Here is an 18,800-nt window from a genome sequence, read left to right as displayed (position 1 = left end):
TTAACAAATTCACGAATATCTTTATAATTGGTTGAAATTAGTTTGGTGATTTCCTCAGTGGACGTGGTTATGGTAGTGGATGGAGTTCCTGCAAAATCGAAAACCAACTACTTGAATTATTGAGTTTGAGCCCCTTAGTTTGAACCACTTAATTGTTTCACCAGGAGTTGCTGAACTGAGATGACCGGATTTGCTGTGTTGGGCTATGCTGACTCCGAGTCAGGTCAAAGCTTTGATGTCGCCAGAGAGAAAGCGCTCTTAAACGGAGAAATTTTGCTAGAGACGCGATCGCACTCTGCCTGGGGGGGAGCAGTCACCGCCTGGATGTACCTGCCTCTAGAGCGATCGCAGGTCTGGCAGCAGGTAACGGACTACCCTAGCTGGGTGCAATACTTCCCTGATCTGGTATGCAGTGAGGTGTTATCTCACGGGGAAAGCTTGCAGGGATGCAAACGGCTCTACCAAGTCGCTAAAAAGACATTTTTCATGCTTTCAGCTCAGGTTGAGATTTATCTGAAAGTGATTGAAACCGTTCACACTAGCGCCCGTCAGCAGATCCAGTTTCGGATGGAAAGAGGCAGCTTTACAGACTTTGCGGCTGATCTAAAGCTTCAGGATCACCAGGCGGGCACATTATTAACCTATTCTGTGCAAGCAACTCCAACGATTCCGGTGCCTTCTGTGTTTATTCAGGAAGCAATGCGGCTTGATTTGCCTGCTAATATGCGAAAAATGCGGCAAGTGATTTGCGGCCGCTAGTTACTCCTCACTTCACTTCCTGAATCATGTCAACGCAAAAGTTTGTGCAGCGGTTAGGTTCTGCTGGTAGCTGTTTAGGACTAAGTTCCCTAGCTTGGCTGGGGTTTAGTGCACTGCCTGCGATCGCCCAACTTAGCCCTCCTAACAATCTCAGCACGCTGCAAAACTCTCCAGCTAGCCAGCGCTTGCTAGAAATGTTTTCCATAGACATCCAGAACACTATCTCAGCCTGTGCCGACCAGGGAAAAGTTGACCTGGCAGCAGGGGCAGGGAGCAATGGTGCAGTTATTTGTGGAGACGGCTCAAGCCAGCCAGAAGTCTCCTATACGAGCTACCTGGACACCATTTCAGATATCTTGGCGGCAAGTGGGCTAGTTGGCTTTAGAACGGTGGTGGAAGCTGATCCCAGAGTTACGCCAGAGATGTTGGTGACGGTTTTCTCAAACCCCCAAGGTACAGCAACTTTCTACAATGCAATTCAGTCTGTCATCGTCCAAAGTCAGCTTTTGCCTGCTGACGCGGAAGACTCTACAGCACTTTTGGCAAACGAAGTAGTCGGAAAGTTGCGAAATAGCCTACAGAGTCCAGCAAACCTTGAGGGACTGCTGGGTACGGCAGAACAGTACGCTCAGGTTGTTGATAATTTCTGCACGGCACCTGGCATGTCAGTTGACCAGGCGCGACAACAAACACCCGGATTAACCTCCATTCAGCTTTACGCAATTTGCGTCCAGGAATCGGGTATGGCAGACGAAATGCTCCAGTTGGTCAATTAACACTGTGACCCTAATTCTGACTAACGATGACGGCATTGACGCCCCCGGAATTCGAGCGCTCTGGCAGGCTGTTGGGGGACGGGGCATCGTTGTCGCACCTCAGCAGCCTCATTCAGGCTGTAGCCATCAGGTGACGAGCGATCGCCTCATTCACATCCAACGCCGTTCTGATCAGGAGTTTGCGATCGCGGGTACTCCAGCTGACTGCACTCGCATTGCGCTGCATCACCTTAATTTCAAACCCGAGTTTGTCCTCTCTGGGATTAATGCGGGCGGCAATTTAGGAGCAGATGTATATCTATCTGGCACCGTAGCGGCAGTGCGAGAAGCCGTTTTACATCGGATACCCGGAATTGCAGTTTCCCACTTTATTCGACGCGGTATGGCGATCGACTGGCAGCTTGCAGCCCGTTGGACGGCACAGGTGTTAGACAAACTGATGCAACAACCTGTTGAACCCGGAGCTTTTTGGAACGTCAACCTACCTCACCTGGAGCCCGGATCGCCTGATCCAGAGATTGTTGTTTGTCCACTCTGCACCCAGCCTTTACCAGCCGCCTACCAGGTTGAAGGAGAATATTTACGCTACGTAGGCGAATACCCCAAACGCGCCCGCGATCCGGGTGCTGATGTGGACGTGTGCTTTTCGGGCAAGATTGCGATCACCCAACTGCGGCTGTAGCCTCTATAATCCTTAGCGTAGGTCAAGGGGCGATACAGAATGCGGATTTTGATCATGGGTGGAACGCGGTTTATTGGCGTTTACCTGACGCGAATTCTGATAGAGCAGGGTCATGAGGTGGTGCTGTTTAATCGCGGCAACAAGCCTGCTCCAGTAGAGGGAGTGCAGCAAATTCAGGGCGATCGCACCGACGCTGCCCAACTCAAAGACAAGCTTTCCTCCGAGCAATTTGATGCGGTGTTTGACAACAACGGCCGCGAATTGAGCGATACGCAGCCCCTTGCCGAAATCTTCAAAGACCGGGTGCAGCACTTTGTCTACGTCAGTTCGGCGGGGGTGTACCTCAAGTCTGACCAGATGCCCCACGTAGAAGGCGATCTCGTTGATCCGAAGAGCCGCCATAAAGGGAAGTTTGAGACAGAAACTTATCTGGCAGAAGCAGGCATTCCGTTTACGTCGATTCGTCCGGTCTATATTTACGGGCCGCAAAACTATAACGATTTAGAAGCCTGGTTTTTTGATCGAATTGTGCGCGATCGCCCCGTTCCTATTCCCGGAAACGGAATGCATCTAACCCAGTTTGGTCATGTCCAGGACTTGGCAGCAGCAATGGCGGCAGTTTTAGGTAACTCGCAGGCGAGCGGGCAGATTTATAACATATCGGGCGATCGCGCTGTCACCTTTGATGGGCTTGCCCGTGCTTGTGCAGCAGCAGCAGGGAAATCGCCAGAGTCCACAAAAATCGTGCATTACGACCCCAAGCAGTTTGACTTTGGCAAGCGCAAAGCTTTTCCGATGCGGGTTCAGCACTTTTTTACAGACATTCACAAGGCGAAGCAGGAGTTGGGCTGGCAGCCGCAGTTTGACCTGGTCGGTGGGTTAAAGGATTCTTTTCAAAACGATTACATGACCAGTGGTCGTGATCAGAGTGCGATCGATTTTTCGACTGATGATGAGATTTTGCAGTCCTGATTGGTTATTAATATTGAATGCTGATAGCAGGCTTTAAATGTTGGGTTCCGCTGCGCTTCACCCAACCTACACAACCTGTAGAACCGTAGGTTGGGTGGAGCAGAGCGGAACCCAACACCTTGAGCTTGCTGTAACAGTAGGGGCAGTTCGCGAACTGCCCCCCTACGCTATGGCTTTACCCATCTAGAAACGGCTGGAAGATGTTGCAGTGGGAGGGGCGCACCGCACCCCTACAGGGACGTGGGGAGAACTGAATGCTATGCCCCTTACTGGGGACTTGGAGATGAAGCGGTTTTGGGCATCAGGTAAATGGCACCAGAGATCCAGGTAAGCAGTACTGAGATCCAAAAGGCGACTAGCGAAAGCGGTATCCAAGCGGCAGGTAATGGAGCGATGAGAAGGGCGATCGCCACAATCTGGCTCACCGTCTTCAGCTTGCCCCAGATATTTGCGCCAGAAATGGTGGTTTGGCTGACCCGCCATCCGGCGACCGTCAATTCCCTCGCCAAAATCAGAAATACGCCCCAGGCAGGCACCTGACCTAACTCAATCAGCGCTAACAGCGGAGCCAACACCAGCAGCTTATCAACCAGCGGATCAAGAAACTTGCCCAGATCAGTCACCTGGTTGAGTCGCCGCGCCAAATAGCCATCCAGCCAATCTGTACCGGCGGCAATCAGGAAGATCACCACGCTGATCCAGCAAGTTTGTTCCGTTGGCTGATATAGCAAGTACAGCAACAGCGGCACCCCTAGCAGACGAGAGAAGGTGATCCAGGTTGGTAAATTCATGTCAGTTCAGTCGATATTTAGGGTTCGTCTGTGGGGTTGCTAAGGGGAAGTGTGACGGTGACGGTCGTGCCTATGCCAACTTCACTATGCAGGGTAATGGTGCCTCCGTGCAAATCAACGATCCTTTTAGCGATCGCCAACCCCAGTCCGGCTCCTGAAGAGTTTTTGCCGTTCCCAATTTTATAGAAAGGCTCGAACAGATGCGGCAGTTCTTCAGCAGAAATGCCAACCCCTTCATCTTGAATCTGAAAAATGACCTGAGTTTCCTCGTGCGTCAACTTTACGTAGATATTGCTGGAGTCAGAGGAATAGTTCACCGCATTAGACAGCAGATTGCCAAACACTTGCTTCAGCAAAGTGCGATCAAAACTGGCGGGGCGCTGTTCTCCTTCATGGGCAAAATGAATTGTGTGGGCGATCGCACTAGTCAACTGAACTTCATCAATCAGCTCTTGGCAAAACTGCTCTAACTGAACTGGGGAAGGTTGCATTTCTAACCGATTAGACTCTACTTCATCCAGGATCAAGACCCCTTCAAACAGCCGGGTCGTGTACTGGATTGCAGCTTTCATTCGATGGAAGTAATTTTCTTTTTTGGCTTCGTCTAACTGATCGCTGTAATGCTCCAAAATTTCAATTGAGGTACGAACGACCGTCAGAGGAGTACGAAACTCATGAGAAATAGTTTGAATGATTCGAGATTTTAATTCGCTAAGTTGCTTTTCTGCGGCAAGCTGGTCGCGAATGGCTGCCTCTGCCTGCTTGAGTTGGCTGATATCTCGAATGATCCAGCGCATGTCAGTGATTTCGCCTGCCGAGTTGCGAATGGTTGAAATGGCGATCGCCACCGGAAACGGCTCCCGCTTGCGGGGCTGCATCTGAATCTCCCAATCGGTGAGGCGGCGCAAGCTCAGCAACTCGCTCAACTTGTTGCGGAATCTTCTTCGATCTGCGTCGATGACGTAGTTTATCAGTGGCTTACCAACCAAAAACTCTTGGGGGATGCCTAGCATCGTTGCTGCTGCCCAGTTTGCTTCTCGAATCATCCCGTTCAGGTCAGTCACCAGATACCCATCTGGAGCAAGCTCAAACAGATTTTGGTAACGCTTACGTTCTGCAACGAGTGCCTTCTGGCTAATCTTTAGCTCTTCGTTTTGAGTGTTTAGTTCTTCAAGGGCGACGTAGAGTTCTTCCAAAGAAACGTGCAGTTCCTCGGTTAGCCCTTCTAAGGAGAGATCAAATGAATCAGATTGAGCTGAGTTGCGGCTGGCAGCTTGAAGGATGTTGTCTAGCCGGTTCTGGGCACCTCTGACCTGTTGCTCAAAGTCAGCTATGTTCATAGGGCGATCGCTTTACTGCAAAGCTTAAGGGGGCATGGAGTGATTAATCAACTGCCTCTAGAAACTTCAGGAGGGGCTTGATACTGCCAAGCTTAATACGAAAGAATCTGTTACGTCTCAGTTCAAACAAGTATCACCAGCTTAGAAATTAGCAGATTACTGAGATTTTAGCGTTCTCAAATCAGCTTGCCACGTCTCCACAGGGAGATTGGTAATCTGCGGTAGAAAAAAAATCTGTCTTCCTTTTGAAAGTTGCGAATAGCTGATTGACTGACAAATCTTCTGATGGAGGTTGGGTGGAGCAAGTTCAAGCTTCTTCCATAACTAAGATGACACCCTGGGTGGTTTCTTCAGAGTCAAACATGGGATTGCACACCACCCGACACTTAATCTTTCGTCCCCTGCGATTGACGGCATCTAAAGTAATTTCCAGGGAGGTTTTTTCTCCTATTAAAGAGCGACGAATCATGTCTCGCAACTGGTCAACGGGCAAACCCATGTCCAGGTTAAACAACGATTCGCCCTGGACTTCTGAGTTACGTAGCCCCCACAGATTTTCTGCTTCACTGTTCCAGCTAATCACTTGAAACTGACGATTGAGGGCAATCACCCCAGCCTTCATGCTAGTCAGGATGGAGTTTAGGAAAGCATTTGCCTCGTTCAGTTCTTGGGTACGTAGACGTAGTTCATCGTTGATCGTCTGAAGCTCCTCATTCGTAGACTGGAGTTCTTCGTTCATCGTCTCCAGTTCTTCGTTGGTAGACTGAAGCTCTTCGTTCGTCGTCTCCAGTTCTTCATTGGTAGACTGAAGCTCTTCGTTCGTCGTCTCTAGTTCCTCATTGCTAGACTCAAGCTCTTCGTTCGCGGTTTCTAGTTTTTGATTAGAGTTTTGAATTTCTTGCTGAAGCTCGTGATAGCGACTGACATCAGTAAAGGCAACGCTAGCTCCCATAACTTCGCCGTTGTCATCTTCTAGAGGCGCAATTCGCACGTCCAAATGCTGAACTCTGCCATCTAACTGTTGGCGGGTCACGTCCCTCACGATGATCGTTTGATGGTTGGCATAGACCTGCTCAATTTGAGAACGCAGCTCTAGCGGTCGATAAGAAATTTCCAGGTCTTGCAGCGGTCGCCCCAGGTCTTGTTGCACCAGCCCAAACATGACGCGCAAAGACGAATTAGCAAATATCAGGTTGCCGTTGACATCTACAACCATTTGTGGAATTAGAGACTTATCAAAAGCGACTTCTCGAAGCCGGACATAGCTAGATAAATCGGTGCTTACCCTATCATCATTGGCTTGTGAAAAGGACAAAAAGCGATCGCGCAAATTAATCTGCGGGACTTTACTAAAAATTCGATGCTGCAAATTCGTGGGTGTGAATAAATTGGCATGAGACAGCAGCATCTCCGCTTTGCCTAAAAATAAGATGCCAGGGTCTCGCAGCGCAAAGTGAAAGCGGTTTAGAATGCGAGCTTGAGCTTCAGCATTAAAATACATCAGCGCATTGCGGCAAACCAACAGGTCAAGCCGAGAAATCGGAGCATCTTGCACCAGATCATGACGACCAAAGATCACCGAACGGCGCAGGTCAGCCCGAAAGGTGAAGCGATCGCCCAATGGCTCAAAATATCGCTCTCGCAACTCCAGCGAAACTGGCTCAAGCTCTTTAGTGCTGTAGCTAGACTGCCGAGCCTGAGCCAACGCCTCTTCATCTACGTCTGTGGCATAAACTTTGACCCGCTGCCGAAACTGCTCATCTCCCAAAATTTCAGCCAAAACGATCGCCAAAGTGTAGGCTTCTTCACCCGACGCACAGCCCGCACTCCAAACCCGAATCGGTTCGTCTTCTGGCTTTCCCCAGATTAAAGAAGTGATGATGTGTTCCTGTAAATAGCTCCAAGCAGCCTGATCCCGAAAAAAGCTGGTGACGTTGATCAGAATCGTATTGAACAATTCTGCAAACTCGTTGGGATAGACTTCCAGGTAATCTAGATAATCCTCAAAGCGGTTGATGCCTCTTGATGCCATCCGCTTGTGCACTCGTCGCTTTAATGAAGAGCGCTTGTAGCCCGTAAAATCGAAACCTCTGGCTCGTTTGAGATAATCTAGAAGTGCCTCAAATACAGCATCTTCATCGTTTGTGTTCATTCGATAGTCCTTTATGCAACCCGCTGCATCACCAACCTAACTAGAGTGGTAGGGATATCAGTCAGGGGCAACACAAAGTCAACGACTCCCGTTTGAATAGCAGCGTCAGGCATACTAAAAAATTTGGAAGTAGCTTCGTCCTGAGCAATCACAATTCCACCCATCTGTTTAATTGTCTGAGAGCCAGCTGCACCATCGCCATCTTTACCAGTCAACACAACTGCGATCGCCCGTTCTTTGTAGATTGCAGCAATCGAGTTAAATAAGATGTCAGCCGCAGGGCGAGAAAAACGAACTTTTGCAGCTTGATTGAGTATCACCGATCTATCGCTGCTGATCAACAAATGGTGATCGGGGGGTGCAATGAGAACACATCCTGGCTTGAGCAGATCCCCGGTCTTCGCTTCCTTGACCGATAGGGCAGTTCGCCGATTTAAAATCTCTGCCATTTGAGAGCGATAGTGGGGAGAAAGATGCTGCACGACCGCGATCGCAGCAGGAAAATCGGCAGGCAAACCTGACAAAACTTGAATCAAAGCATCTAGCCCACCCGCCGAAGAGGCGATCGCAACGACCTTAGAAGCGACATCGGCAGAGGAGGCAAAATGAGCACTATTGGGATCAGCGATAAAGTATTGCATTGCTCAGTTTCAACCAAATAAGGTAAAGCGGGCTCGTCTACCAAACTTAAGATTACCTGCTTGTTAAGGTTTGCAACCGATAGTTCTACAGGAACGTAACAATCGGCTGATTCGCAATTTTGCTCTAAGTCTAGCTTGAGTCTCAAAGGATGATCAAAAAGTTAAAGTCTTTGCGCTCGCTTCCTCTAGCCTCCCCTGAGAAGGAAAAAACTGGAGCCAAATCCCCCTTAAAAGGGAAATCAAACATCCCTATTAAAGGGGAATTTTGGCAAATTTTGAGGAAAGTAACTTTTTAACTTTTTAACTTTTTAACTTTTTAACTTTTTAACTTTTTAACTTTTTAACTTTTTAACTTTTTAACTTTTTAACTTTTTAACTTTTTAACTTTTTAACTGCATTTGCGCGATCGCCCTCCTCACTAACAATCAGTTCAAGTAACTGTCAGCCTAAACCTAAAGTTTAACTTGGGAAAAGCAGTTCTGGGTCAGGTTTAAGCTCACCGATTTGCAAGACCTGACACAACAGTTTAGCCCGTTGTAGCGCATTCTCAATCTGCACTTCAAGCTGTTGTGCGGCAACTAAATTGCCCTGCCGAGCATGCTCGGCTGCCAGTTGACGAAAGATTTCGGCTCTATCTTTCAGCGTTCGCAATGTTTTCCATAGGTTACGCTCAACCTCTTCAGCCTGGTCTTCTAAAAAACTCTCTAACGAATAGGCATGACCTACATGACATTGAAGGTTAATTAGACTGTCTCTGCGAATTTCCCATAGCGTCCCTCCGCATTCAGGACAAATCAGGACGGTGTGCTTTCCAGGCATGTCGTAGTCTTCAAACATGCTCTGGCTCATTTCTACTGGATCGGGCTGTATTTCTTCATTTGGCATCTGTAATTCTCCTAAGCTGAAAGCTGCTCACTAAACGTAGATAACAACTGAGCAATACCAGCAATAGGTAGAATGTGGTCTACCGCAACGTGAGCAATTGCGTGTCTCGGTAAAGCAGAAACAAAAGCTTCTTCTGGGTCTTGAACAATCGTGAGTCCGCCGTGTTGCTTAATGTCAAACAACCCGGCCGTGCCGTCGTAGAGCGCACCCGATAGCAAAACGCCAATCACGCGATCGCCGTAAGCTAGAGCCGCAGTTCTAAACAAAGGATCAATCGCAGGACGAAAGCGATTTTCTTTTGGGCCTAATACTACCTGCATCCACCCAGGCTTAATCAAGAGGTGACGGTCTGGTGGTGCAACATAGATATGTCCGGGGTAAATTTCAGCCTGATCGACAGCATGAGTTACTGAGAGATGTCCTGCGGTTTGTAGTAGTTTGGGCAGTCGTGAGGGTAGGGTAGGAGAAGTGTGCAACACAATAAAAATGCTTGCCCCAAAATTGGCTGGCAATAGCTGCACTAACTCTAGTAAAGCCTGCACTCCTCCAGCGGAGGCTCCAATTACCACGATTGGAGAAGCGGACGCATATTCGCACATTTACTTTAACTGTTACTTAAACTTTAGCCAACTTCCACTGATTCTTACCAGAATCAATTCAGCAATTAAGAATTAAGGTTTTGCGCCTCATGTAGTAAAACTGTTTGATAGCCAAACCTATATTCCTGCCCTACATAAGATTAGCGCTTCATACTTTCGGCTTACCTCTACACTCCAGTGTGCAATTGAATGGATTAGCTACTGCCTAAAGACAGATGGCTATTGTGCGGCTAAAGACTTACAAAAAAATAATAGAACTCAAACGCCTTCAGCCATTGGAAAACATAGAACCCAGCGTCTAAAAACACCGCTTAAAAACATAGAGAGGTTTCAACTTAATGCATCAGCCGTCATTAGAAAATGTCAGGCTTGCTCAAAAACATGCAGAGGAATCATGGCAACACGGCAAACATGTGTATGAAATAGGGCGATCGCTTGAAACTCAAGGTTCTGAACAACTGGGACAGACGATGAAGCGAGCGGGTGAAAAGATTCAGCAGTACGCAAAAAAGTCGCTCGAATTTGCACAGCTCGCTGAAGCAGGGGGAGAAACAGCAGTGGAAGCATACGAGCAAGCCGTTGAAGAACATTTAAAGGCGGCTCAGGTGCACGTAGAAGCTAATAAACAATATTTAGCAGAAGCCAAGAGAATTAAGCAGGAAAACTCCACTAACCCACAATCTTCATAATCGTTAGATTGGGTGAAGCAAGGCGGAACCCAACCCAAGCTCCTATTGTTGGGTTTCGCGATACTCCACTCAGCCTACGCAAAGGGTATTCTTCCTAGAAATCTTCTAGGGGGCGATCGCCACCTGTCCCAAGTCTTCGGGCGCAAGATAAGAGTGAATCACATTGCCATCTCGAAACCAGACGACACGCTTGCTCATTTTGGCGACCTCTGACTCGTGCGTCACCATCACAACAGTAATGCCGCTGGCGTTGAGTTCACCAAAAATATTCATCACTTCTTGAGTGGTGTGAGAGTCCAAAGCGCCCGTCGGCTCATCTGCCAGCAGCAGCACAGGCTGATTCACAATGGCACGGGCGATCGCCACCCGCTGCTGTTGTCCACCCGAAAGCTGGGTGGGCTTATTGTTGAGACGGTTAGCCAGACCCACTCGCGTTAGCGCTTCAGCAGCGCGGTCTTGGCGATCGCGAGTAGGAATTCCCGCATATACCATCGGCAGCATCACATTTTCCATCGCTGTCAACTGAGGCAACAGGTGAAACTGCTGAAACACAAACCCAATTTTGCGATTACGAATATGGGCCAGCTCAGTATCTTCTAACCCCGCCACATCTACACCATCCAGGTAATAGCAACCGTCGGTGGGGCGATCGAGACAGCCAATCACATTCATTGCCGTCGATTTGCCGGAACCCGAAGCACCCATAATCGCGCAATATTCACCTGCTTCCACGGTCAAACTCACGTCTGACAGCGCCCGCACCTCAGTATTGCCAGAACCATAGATCTTGGAGATATGTTCGAGTTGAATGATGGCTTTAGACATGAGTTTTGCGTTTTGCGTTAGGAGTTTTGCATTTGAGAAGATATTTGAGAACTCTTAGTTTGTCCGAGGAGCTTGTAGGGGCGAAGCGTTCGGGCAACAATTTTCGATATTTTCAATCGGTTATCTACCGAACGCTTCGCCCCTACACAAGACCCACAACTCATGACTAACTAAGCGCTCCTAAGAGCTACGATCGGGTCGAGGCGAGCGGCTTGTCGGGCAGGGACAACACCAAAGAAAAGTCCAATGCTGCCTGATACTCCAACAGCAACAACAACGGCAGCAACAGAGATACCAGGTTGGAAGGGGGTAAACAGTCCAATCAGTAATGCACCGCCCACTCCGATACCTGTGCCGACGATGCCACCGACCGCCGAAAGAATCACCGCCTCAATCATGAACTGCACCAGAATGTCCTGCTGGGAAGCACCGATCGCCTTCCTTAGTCCAATTTCCTGAGTCCTCTCTTTAACCGAGACGAGCATGATATTCATGATGCCGATGCCGCCTACAAAGAGGGAGATTCCGGCGATCGCCGCCAGCAAAATCGTCAGTGCTCCAGTAATGGTGCCTGTAATCTCCAGCAAGTCTTTTTGACTGTTGATGATAAAGTCATCCTCATCCACAACCTGGTGCCGCAGTCGCAGCAGGTTTGTAATCTGAAACTCAGCCGCTCTGATATTGCTTTCGTTGTTGACCGAAACCGCAATGTAGGTTAGCTCAATCCCGTAAGGTGACGTTTGCCCAACTAGCCGACGCGACATCGTAATCAGCGGCACCAGCACCGCATCGTCATAATTCAGACCCAAATTGGAGCCTTTTTCGTCCAGCACTCCAATCACTTGAAAACTGTTGTTTTTGATCCGAATATTTTGCCCAACTGGGTCTTCGTTCACAAACAGCCGCTCTGCCATTTGTTGCCCAATCACCGCAACCTGGCTGCTGCGCTGCATATCCGAATCGGTGAAAAACCGCCCCTGCGCCAGATCAAAGTTTCTCACTTCTGGAAAAGATGGCGTAGTGCCAACAATAGTCGCATTAGTGCTGCGGTTACCCTGAGTCACCAGTCCGGCATCATTAAACTCTGGCGCAACACCTTGCACCGAGCCGACTTGGGCGGCGATCGCCTCTGCGTCATCCAACACCAGCGTTTTGGGCTGGTTAAAGCTAGCCCGCTGTGACTCTGGCGTTCCCGGCAACACAAACAAAACGTTTGGGCCGAGTCCTTCAATTTGACCAGACACGTAAGTTTGTGCGCCTTCACCCAAACCCACCATCGCAATCACAGAGGCATTGCCGATGACAATTCCCAACATAGTGAGTCCACTGCGAAGCTTATTCGCAGTGAGGGTTCTGAGCGCCATTTTGAGGCTTTCGGTGATGTTCATGAGAGGAGAGAGAAATTAGGGGCTAGGGAATAGGAGCTAGAAGATATAAAAAGTGAGTTTTTATTCCTCCTGCTGGTCTTGACCAAAGTTAAGGTTCTCCAAATCTTGTCCGGGGGGAAGGTCAATGAAGATGCGATCGCCTTCTTCGATGCCTTCTAACACTTGGGTCTGGTTGCCGATTTGAGAGCCAATGGTGACGGGCTTAAAGCGAGCGCGGTTCTTGTCATCAGGAACCAACACACCTTCCTGTCCATCCTGGGTGACGATCGCCACCGTTGGCACTACTAAAGCATCACTTAACTCGTCGCCAATAAATTCCACGTCTACATTCATGCCGGAGCGCAGCTTGTCCTCACCCGTTTCCAGGTCAATTCGCACCTGAAATGAGGTCACGTTTTGCTCAACTACGGCCTCTGGGGCAACTAGCTTCACCCGTCCCTGAAATACCTGCTCGGGGTAAGCGTCTGCTTTGATTTCTACAGGTTGTCCGACGCTAATTTGGTTGATATCCACTTCAGGCACTTCTGCCAAGATTTCGAGTCCGGTGGCGATCGCCACAATCGCGGTCGAAGTCGCAGAACTCACATCAGAAGCAGAAGTCGCAGGCGCAACAAAGGAGCCTGGGGTCGCATATTTCTGCGTCACAATGCCCGAAAATGGCGCACGAATGTAGGTATCTTCCAACCTCACCTGAACCGCTTTCAGGTTAGCCTGAGCCTCAGCAAGCTGAGCCTCGGCTTCTTCAATATCTTGGGGACGACTGCCGTTTCTTTGAAGCTGTAGCGTTTCTCGCGTCTCTTGCAGACTGGCTCGGTTTTGCGCCAGGGCTGCTCTGGCGGTTTCAGCCTCATTTAACACCTGGTCCAGATCGTCGGTAGAAATTGCCCCCTCAGCCTCTAGCTGACGGTTGCGCCGAACTCGCTCTTCTGCCAGGTTGACGCGAGCCTGGGCTTCTTCGACCCGTGCTTCAGCCTGCGAAACCCCTGCTTGAGCCTGAGCAATTTCTTCAGGACGGTTGCCGGCCCTGATCTCAGAAAGATTTGCTCTGGACTGGGAAACTCTAGCTTGTGCCTGGGCTAACTCTGCTTCAACGGTTTCGCTTTCCATGCGGGCAATGACCTGCCCTTGGGTGACGCGATCGCCCTGCTCCACATACAGTTCAGCCAATAACCCTGTCTCTTTAGGGCTAAGGTTTACCGTCTGCACAGGCTGCACCGTACCGCTAGCGGTAATCCGAATCGTCACCGCCTCAGACTCAACCGGAACCGTCAGCGATGAAATGTCGGGCACCGTAACCTGCTGCCGAATCACCAAGAAAGAAGCTGCGCCAGTTCCAACTAAACCAGCCGCAATCAACCCCAGCACCCAACGGGCAGGCGGGCGAATTTTGCCGATTAAGGGAAGTTCCATAACCATAAATAGGGAAAAGGTGGGTAAAAGTTAAATTACTCAGAACGTGGATTCTGGCGTTTCTGTCAATCGTCGTTGTTCTTGCTCCTGTTGCCATCGCTGATCGAGCAGAGGCATCTCTCTCTCTAAAAAAGCGTGCATATCGCGCATTTCCTGCAAGCGTTGTTGCAGTGGGAGAGGCTGGTCGGCGAGTAAGTCAAGCCCGCGCTCAGCCAGTTTGCGAAATGCGGTGATTTGAGTCATCCGCTGTTGGCTCAACTGCGACCAGGCATGAGGCTTGATTTGGAAGTAGTCACGTCTCTGTCCTGGAAAACTAACCCGCTCGATCAAACTAATTTGAATCAGTAAGCGAGTCATGGTACTAATCGAACCTTTGCTAGCCTGCAAAACCTCAACCAGATCACCCATCGACTGATGTGGCGGATTAGCAATCAGCAGCCAGCCAAAAATTCGCCCTGCCATCCGAGGCAACCCAACTGCCTCAAACATCAGTCCCACTTCTTCAACGAAGTGAGTTAACTCAACTCGTTCAACTGGTTTATTGTCCAATGCTGCTGCTGTCAGTGCTGTCAAGTATGCTTTAACCTTTGTTTACATTATAGATCGATAGATTTTGAATGTTCAGTACTTACTGAACAAAGTGGATGGACGGATTACCCCGCTTGAACCGTAAGAGCTAGTTCTAGAACTACTTCCACCGTAGATTTGTCTGGGCGATCGCACCTCACCCGCTTGACTAGTTCTATAGAGTGATTTCTCAACCTGACAGCGACCTCAAATCACCCGATGAGAGGATAACGATCGCCCGTCCGGGTGTAACAAAATTGACCTTGTACGCCACAAATTTCTAAGTTACGAATCTCTCTCAATGCTCAAACTTAAAGCTTTACTCTGGTTAGCTCCCGCTACAGTCGCGATCAATCTGTTGATGCCGATCGCCCCTGCTCAAGCAAACTGTGCCGGTTCCATTGGCACTCTGGAACCCTATCAACCCGTAATGGAACGGATGTGGCGCGAGTTACAGCAGCAAACTAACCCTCCTTGGGGCGAAGTCAACCCCTTTGGCTCTTTAGAGGGCGATCGCATTACCCTCACCGCAGAATTTGAGCGCCTCACCGGAACTCAGAAGCAGCAGGTAATTGAAGCCTTACGGACCTTTCCAACCTATGACCAGCTTACTCCCGAAGAGCAAGAAGCCATGAATCAGGTCACGGGTGCCGCTCCCTATCGCATCTATGCCAGCGACGGTCGCTTGCTCTTTACCCCCTACGACGCTTGCTCCAGCTACACGCTGCTCACCGAAAAAGCCAGATATAGCTGGTATTACAACTATTTGCCAATCATTACCCCAAACTTTAACCCCGACAGCTTGCGAAACGCAGGTACCCCCTCCTGGCGACAAGTCCGATTCCCAATTTCCACAGAACAGGAAAGAACCACTCGCCTTCAGTTCTGGCGCACCCTTGGCTGGAATGCCGCCGATTGGTGGATCGCCTGGGTACCTGAAAACGGATACTTTGAAATTAACGTTCCAACCAACTACAGCCAAGCCCAGCTAGAACGCTTCTGGCAAGTTGCCCCCCAACAATATCGCTATGTCGTTGTAGCCAACGATGGAACAGTCCTACAAGAACGCACTTTTTGAGTGATTCGATCCAGCGCTACGCGCCTTGACCAAATTGTCTTTGCGTGAAAGTTCCCGCGCAGCGGGAACTTTCACGCAAAGACGTGTCCTACAGTGTGCGGCTAGCACTATGAGGGATTTGATATGTTTGAAAGAGTAATACTAATGCACTAATTCGTTGCGCTGAAGGCGTAAGTTAACCGCATGAGAGCGAGAATCGAAGACCAGGTTTTGTTTTTGCATCCCGAAGATGTGCCGCCCTACAAAAAGAACGGACCCGTAGTACGAAACACCTATTTCTGGGCCTTGAAGGCGATCGCCGCCCAAGCTCCCTTCGACCGGGAATGGGAATACGAATCCGAAATCTGGCTTGCGCTCCAGCGAATGCTACTGTCCTTCAGCGAATCAGGCTATCTGGGCTTGCGGGAAACAATTTTAGAATTTCCCTACGATCAAGAAATTCCGGCTGTACTGCGTCCCGTCGCAACCTGGGATGAGAGGGAGGAGCTAGGGGTTGGGAGCTAGGGGAAGGCGATCGCGTTAATTATTCTTAACCAGCAGGCTTAGCCTACTCACTACGGGCGGAAATCGGGAATTACCGGAGCGCAGCTCCTCAACCTCTAGCCCCTAACCCCCACCCCCTAGCCCCTTCTCTTCCTAAAGATGACCCCCTACGCTAAGCTGATTAGGCGGCTGAAATCGCCTGCTCGCTTAACATTCGTAAGTTTTCTAAACAACGCTTCACAAATGATCGCAAGTCCTCCCCGTACCATCCGCATCGGTTCCCGTAAGAGCCAGCTCGCACTCGTTCAGACTCACTGGGTGCAAGAGCATCTACAGAAAGCCTTTCCAGACCGAACCTTTGAAGTCCACACCATGAGCACCCATGGCGACAAGATTCTGGATGTGGCGCTAGCCAAAATTGGCGACAAGGGGCTATTCACCAAAGAGCTAGAAGTGGGGATGCTCGAGGGAGAAATTGACTTTGCGGTTCACTCTCTCAAAGATTTACCCACCCGCCTGCCCGAAGGTTTGATACTCGGCTGCGTTACCGAGCGAGAAGACCCCGCAGATGCGCTGGTCGTCCACGCTAACCACAAGGATAAGCAAATCGACACCTTGCCCGAAGGCGCAGTGATCGGCACTTCATCCTTGCGGCGACTGGCTCAACTGCGTCACCACTATCCTCATCTCACCTTTAAAGACATTCGCGGCAACCTGAATACTCGCTTGGGCAAGCTAGATGCAGGCGAATATGACGGAATTATTCTGGCAGTAGCAGGGTTGCAACGGTTGGGAATGGGCGATCGCATCCACCAAGTCCTCTCCCCCGAAGTTTCCCTCCATGCGGTCGGTCAGGGCGCACTAGGCATCGAGTGCCGCGCCGAAGATAACGAAATTCTGTCGCTGCTAAAAGCCCTAGAACATCCGCCCACAGCCTACCGCTGCTATGCCGAACGCTCCTTTCTGCGTGAATTAGAAGGCGGCTGTCAGGTTCCCATCGGCGTAAACACCAGCTTGCAGGGCGACACCCTGACGCTAACAGGCATTGTCGCTAGCCTGGATGGACAAACCCTGGTTAAAGATACCCTGACTGGCACAGCTGATCAGGCAGAGCAGTTAGGCATTGACCTGGCGAACCGCTTGAAGCAACAGGGCGCACAGGAGATTTTGAACGAAATCTTTACCCAAATTCAGCGCGGTTCTTAATCAGAAACTTACGCATTCTCAATCTGCTCTAGGCCCGATCGCCACGCCCCCTTAGACTTGTTCTAGTGGATTAATATCGCGAGGGAAATCAGGTCAGATGCGAATTCTGTTTGTTGCAGCGGAAGCAGCGCCACTTGCCAAAGTCGGCGGCATGGGAGACGTAGTTGGGGCCTTACCCAAAGTCCTAAAAGACATGGGCCATGATGTCCGCATCTTCATGCCCTACTACGGCTTCATGCCTGACAAGATTGAGATTCCTCCAGATCCGGTCTGGTCTGGCTCTGCCATGTTCGAGAGCTTCGATGTCTACGAGGCTACTCTACCTGGCTCAGACATTCCGCTTTACCTGTTTGGGCACCTGTCCTTCGCCGGTCGCAACATCTACGGCGGCGAAGACGAAGACTGGCGGTTTACCCTCTTTGCCAACGGTGCGGCTGAGTTTGCCTGGAACTACTGGAAACCTCAGGTCATTCACTGTCACGACTGGCATACAGGCATGATTCCCGTGTGGATGCACCAATCTCCTGATATCAGTACCGTATTCACCATCCACAATCTGGCTTATCAAGGGCCGTGGCGCTGGAAACTAGAGCGCATGACCTGGTGCCCCTGGTATATGCAAGGACACAACACAATGGCTGCTGCCGTACAGTTTGCGGATGTCGTGCATACCGTTTCGCCCACCTACGCCCAGCAAATTCAAACCCCAGCCTATGGCGAAACGCTGGAAGGCTTGCTTTCCTTCATCAGCGGTAAGCTAGTTGGCATTCTCAACGGCATTGACACTCAGGCGTATGACCCAGCTGTGGATAAGCACATTGCCAAAACTTTCACGGCAGAGACAGTAGACAACCGCAAAGCAAACAAAATTGCGCTTCAGGAAGAGGTCGGCTTAGAGGTCAATTCTGGAGCCTTCCTCATCGGCATGGTGTCACGCCTGGTTGAGCAGAAAGGGCTGGATTTGGTAATTCAGATGCTCGATCGCTTCATGGCTTATACCAATGCTCAGCTTGTGGTGTTAGGAACGGGCGATCGCTACTACGAAACCCAGCTTTGGCAAATTGCCTCCCGCTTTCCCGGTCGCATGTCCGCCTACCTGCTCTATAACGATGCCCTGTCTAGACGAATCTACGCAGGCACCGACGCTTTCCTAATGCCATCCCGATTTGAGCCTTGCGGCATTAGCCAAATGCTGGCTTTGCGCTACGGCTCCGTTCCGATTGTGCGACGCACAGGCGGCTTAGTCGATACCGTCGAGCATCACGTTCCGGCAACAGGAACCGGAACCGGGTACTGCTTCGATCGCTACGAACCTTTGGATTTGTACACCTGTCTGGTAAGAGCCTGGGAAGGCTTCCAGTTTAAGCCGCAGTGGAAAGAACTGCAAAAGCGCGGCATGAGCCAGGACTTTAGCTGGGAAAAATACGCCAAGGAATACGTCAAAGTCTACAACCGAGCAGCCGGTTTACCCGAAGAAGAACCCGCTAAGAAACAGCCTGAGCTAGTAGGTTAGAAATGTTTGGTTTTACCATCCACCCCTAAAGGGGAGTGGATGGT

20 protein-coding genes are annotated in these 18,800 nt (G+C 50.0%); 10 read left to right on the top strand and 10 right to left on the bottom strand.

Going from position 1 to position 18,800, the window contains the following annotated elements:
- Window positions 1-180: 180 nt before the first annotated feature.
- From H6F88_RS22180 to H6F88_RS22160, 5 genes are read left to right on the top strand one after another with little or no spacing between them, the layout of a single operon-like run.
- Window positions 181-759, top strand: a complete 579-nt coding sequence (locus H6F88_RS22180; RefSeq protein ID WP_190644908.1) for an SRPBCC family protein — start codon at window positions 181-183, stop codon at window positions 757-759.
- 26 nt (window positions 760-785) lie between these two features.
- Window positions 786-1,535: a hypothetical protein gene (locus H6F88_RS22175; RefSeq protein ID WP_190644907.1), complete on the top strand. Its 750-nt coding sequence runs from the start codon at window positions 786-788 to the stop codon at window positions 1,533-1,535.
- Window positions 1,536-1,539: 4 nt separating this feature from the next.
- Window positions 1,540-2,217: a 5'/3'-nucleotidase SurE gene (gene surE, locus H6F88_RS22170; protein ID WP_190644906.1), complete on the top strand. Its 678-nt coding sequence runs from the start codon at window positions 1,540-1,542 to the stop codon at window positions 2,215-2,217.
- 39 nt (window positions 2,218-2,256) lie between these two features.
- A complete protein-coding gene (locus tag H6F88_RS22165; protein WP_190644905.1) occupies window positions 2,257-3,189 on the top strand; it encodes an NAD-dependent epimerase/dehydratase family protein in 933 nt (310 codons plus the stop codon).
- A 37-nt stretch (window positions 3,190-3,226) separates the two neighbouring features.
- Window positions 3,227-3,376, top strand: a complete 150-nt coding sequence (locus H6F88_RS22160; RefSeq protein ID WP_190644904.1) for a hypothetical protein — start codon at window positions 3,227-3,229, stop codon at window positions 3,374-3,376.
- A 79-nt stretch (window positions 3,377-3,455) separates the two neighbouring features.
- Here the strand turns inward: H6F88_RS22160 and pgsA are convergent, their stop codons facing one another.
- From pgsA to H6F88_RS22130, 6 genes are all read right to left on the bottom strand, one after another.
- The gene (pgsA, locus tag H6F88_RS22155; RefSeq protein ID WP_190644903.1) at window positions 3,456-3,980 is read right to left on the bottom strand and encodes a CDP-diacylglycerol--glycerol-3-phosphate 3-phosphatidyltransferase; all 525 of its coding nucleotides are present in this window, start codon (window positions 3,978-3,980) and stop codon (window positions 3,456-3,458) included.
- A 17-nt stretch (window positions 3,981-3,997) separates the two neighbouring features.
- The gene (locus H6F88_RS22150; RefSeq protein ID WP_190644902.1) at window positions 3,998-5,320 is read right to left on the bottom strand and encodes a PAS domain-containing sensor histidine kinase; all 1,323 of its coding nucleotides are present in this window, start codon (window positions 5,318-5,320) and stop codon (window positions 3,998-4,000) included.
- Between the two features lie 307 nt (window positions 5,321-5,627).
- Window positions 5,628-7,472 carry a CheR family methyltransferase gene (locus tag H6F88_RS22145; RefSeq protein WP_190644901.1) on the bottom strand — a complete coding sequence of 615 codons (1,845 nt, stop codon included), beginning with the start codon at window positions 7,470-7,472 and terminating at the stop codon, window positions 5,628-5,630.
- An 11-nt stretch (window positions 7,473-7,483) separates the two neighbouring features.
- Window positions 7,484-8,113, bottom strand: coding sequence for a chemotaxis protein CheB (locus H6F88_RS22140; RefSeq protein WP_190644900.1), 630 nt, complete (start codon window positions 8,111-8,113; stop codon window positions 7,484-7,486).
- Between the two features lie 459 nt (window positions 8,114-8,572).
- Window positions 8,573-8,998: a hypothetical protein gene (locus H6F88_RS22135; RefSeq protein WP_190644899.1), complete on the bottom strand. Its 426-nt coding sequence runs from the start codon at window positions 8,996-8,998 to the stop codon at window positions 8,573-8,575.
- Window positions 8,999-9,009: 11 nt separating this feature from the next.
- Window positions 9,010-9,597 (bottom strand): chemotaxis protein CheB, encoded by a 588-nt coding sequence (locus H6F88_RS22130; RefSeq protein ID WP_190644898.1) that lies wholly within the window; start codon window positions 9,595-9,597, stop codon window positions 9,010-9,012.
- A 338-nt stretch (window positions 9,598-9,935) separates the two neighbouring features.
- Between H6F88_RS22130 and H6F88_RS22125 the strand changes: the two genes are divergently transcribed.
- Window positions 9,936-10,286: a hypothetical protein gene (locus tag H6F88_RS22125; RefSeq protein ID WP_190644897.1), complete on the top strand. Its 351-nt coding sequence runs from the start codon at window positions 9,936-9,938 to the stop codon at window positions 10,284-10,286.
- Window positions 10,287-10,391: 105 nt separating this feature from the next.
- Here the strand turns inward: H6F88_RS22125 and H6F88_RS22120 are convergent, their stop codons facing one another.
- From H6F88_RS22120 to H6F88_RS22105, 4 genes are all read right to left on the bottom strand, one after another.
- Window positions 10,392-11,111 carry an ABC transporter ATP-binding protein gene (locus H6F88_RS22120; protein WP_190644896.1) on the bottom strand — a complete coding sequence of 240 codons (720 nt, stop codon included), beginning with the start codon at window positions 11,109-11,111 and terminating at the stop codon, window positions 10,392-10,394.
- A 170-nt stretch (window positions 11,112-11,281) separates the two neighbouring features.
- Window positions 11,282-12,499, bottom strand: coding sequence for an ABC transporter permease (locus H6F88_RS22115; protein ID WP_190644895.1), 1,218 nt, complete (start codon window positions 12,497-12,499; stop codon window positions 11,282-11,284).
- Between the two features lie 60 nt (window positions 12,500-12,559).
- Window positions 12,560-13,915 (bottom strand): efflux RND transporter periplasmic adaptor subunit, encoded by a 1,356-nt coding sequence (locus H6F88_RS22110; RefSeq protein WP_347277726.1) that lies wholly within the window; start codon window positions 13,913-13,915, stop codon window positions 12,560-12,562.
- Between the two features lie 33 nt (window positions 13,916-13,948).
- A complete protein-coding gene (locus H6F88_RS22105; protein ID WP_199333742.1) occupies window positions 13,949-14,482 on the bottom strand; it encodes a hypothetical protein in 534 nt (177 codons plus the stop codon).
- A 295-nt stretch (window positions 14,483-14,777) separates the two neighbouring features.
- Between H6F88_RS22105 and H6F88_RS22100 the strand changes: the two genes are divergently transcribed.
- From H6F88_RS22100 to glgA, 4 genes are all read left to right on the top strand, one after another.
- On the top strand, window positions 14,778-15,554 hold the full coding sequence (locus tag H6F88_RS22100; RefSeq protein WP_190644894.1) for a phosphoribosylaminoimidazolesuccinocarboxamide synthase: 777 nt from the start codon (window positions 14,778-14,780) through the stop codon (window positions 15,552-15,554).
- A 183-nt stretch (window positions 15,555-15,737) separates the two neighbouring features.
- The gene (locus tag H6F88_RS22095; protein WP_190644893.1) at window positions 15,738-16,058 is read left to right on the top strand and encodes a hypothetical protein; all 321 of its coding nucleotides are present in this window, start codon (window positions 15,738-15,740) and stop codon (window positions 16,056-16,058) included.
- A gap of 222 nt (window positions 16,059-16,280) precedes the next feature.
- Entirely contained in the window at window positions 16,281-17,243 is a 963-nt protein-coding gene (hemC, locus tag H6F88_RS22090) for a hydroxymethylbilane synthase (protein WP_190644892.1), read from the top strand.
- 97 nt (window positions 17,244-17,340) lie between these two features.
- The gene (glgA, locus tag H6F88_RS22085) at window positions 17,341-18,756 is read left to right on the top strand and encodes a glycogen synthase GlgA (RefSeq protein WP_190644891.1); all 1,416 of its coding nucleotides are present in this window, start codon (window positions 17,341-17,343) and stop codon (window positions 18,754-18,756) included.
- Window positions 18,757-18,800: the final 44 nt, after the last annotated feature.

Source organism: Oculatella sp. FACHB-28 (assembly GCF_014696015.1).
Lineage (GTDB): Bacteria > Cyanobacteriota > Cyanobacteriia > Elainellales > Elainellaceae > JAAUTN01.
The sequence above is the reverse complement of the archived record's forward strand: the minus strand, read 5'-3'. Positions and strand labels throughout refer to the sequence as shown.

Coding starts and splice junctions, on each gene's coding strand:
- H6F88_RS22165 (WP_190644905.1), top strand. CDS start 2,257: ATGCGGATTTTGATCATGGGTGGAACGCGGTTTATTGGCGTTTACCTG.
- H6F88_RS22130 (WP_190644898.1), bottom strand. CDS start 9,597: ATGTGCGAATATGCGTCCGCTTCTCCAATCGTGGTAATTGGAGCCTCC.
- H6F88_RS22175 (WP_190644907.1), top strand. CDS start 786: ATGTCAACGCAAAAGTTTGTGCAGCGGTTAGGTTCTGCTGGTAGCTGT.
- H6F88_RS22160 (WP_190644904.1), top strand. CDS start 3,227: ATGTTGGGTTCCGCTGCGCTTCACCCAACCTACACAACCTGTAGAACC.
- H6F88_RS22150 (WP_190644902.1), bottom strand. CDS start 5,320: ATGAACATAGCTGACTTTGAGCAACAGGTCAGAGGTGCCCAGAACCGG.
- hemC (WP_190644892.1), top strand. CDS start 16,281: ATGATCGCAAGTCCTCCCCGTACCATCCGCATCGGTTCCCGTAAGAGC.
- glgA (WP_190644891.1), top strand. CDS start 17,341: ATGCGAATTCTGTTTGTTGCAGCGGAAGCAGCGCCACTTGCCAAAGTC.
- H6F88_RS22125 (WP_190644897.1), top strand. CDS start 9,936: ATGCATCAGCCGTCATTAGAAAATGTCAGGCTTGCTCAAAAACATGCA.
- H6F88_RS22120 (WP_190644896.1), bottom strand. CDS start 11,111: ATGTCTAAAGCCATCATTCAACTCGAACATATCTCCAAGATCTATGGT.
- pgsA (WP_190644903.1), bottom strand. CDS start 3,980: ATGAATTTACCAACCTGGATCACCTTCTCTCGTCTGCTAGGGGTGCCG.
- H6F88_RS22135 (WP_190644899.1), bottom strand. CDS start 8,998: ATGCCAAATGAAGAAATACAGCCCGATCCAGTAGAAATGAGCCAGAGC.
- H6F88_RS22140 (WP_190644900.1), bottom strand. CDS start 8,113: ATGCAATACTTTATCGCTGATCCCAATAGTGCTCATTTTGCCTCCTCT.
- H6F88_RS22145 (WP_190644901.1), bottom strand. CDS start 7,472: ATGAACACAAACGATGAAGATGCTGTATTTGAGGCACTTCTAGATTAT.
- H6F88_RS22095 (WP_190644893.1), top strand. CDS start 15,738: ATGAGAGCGAGAATCGAAGACCAGGTTTTGTTTTTGCATCCCGAAGAT.
- H6F88_RS22180 (WP_190644908.1), top strand. CDS start 181: ATGACCGGATTTGCTGTGTTGGGCTATGCTGACTCCGAGTCAGGTCAA.
- H6F88_RS22110 (WP_347277726.1), bottom strand. CDS start 13,915: ATGGTTATGGAACTTCCCTTAATCGGCAAAATTCGCCCGCCTGCCCGT.
- H6F88_RS22100 (WP_190644894.1), top strand. CDS start 14,778: ATGCTCAAACTTAAAGCTTTACTCTGGTTAGCTCCCGCTACAGTCGCG.
- H6F88_RS22115 (WP_190644895.1), bottom strand. CDS start 12,499: ATGAACATCACCGAAAGCCTCAAAATGGCGCTCAGAACCCTCACTGCG.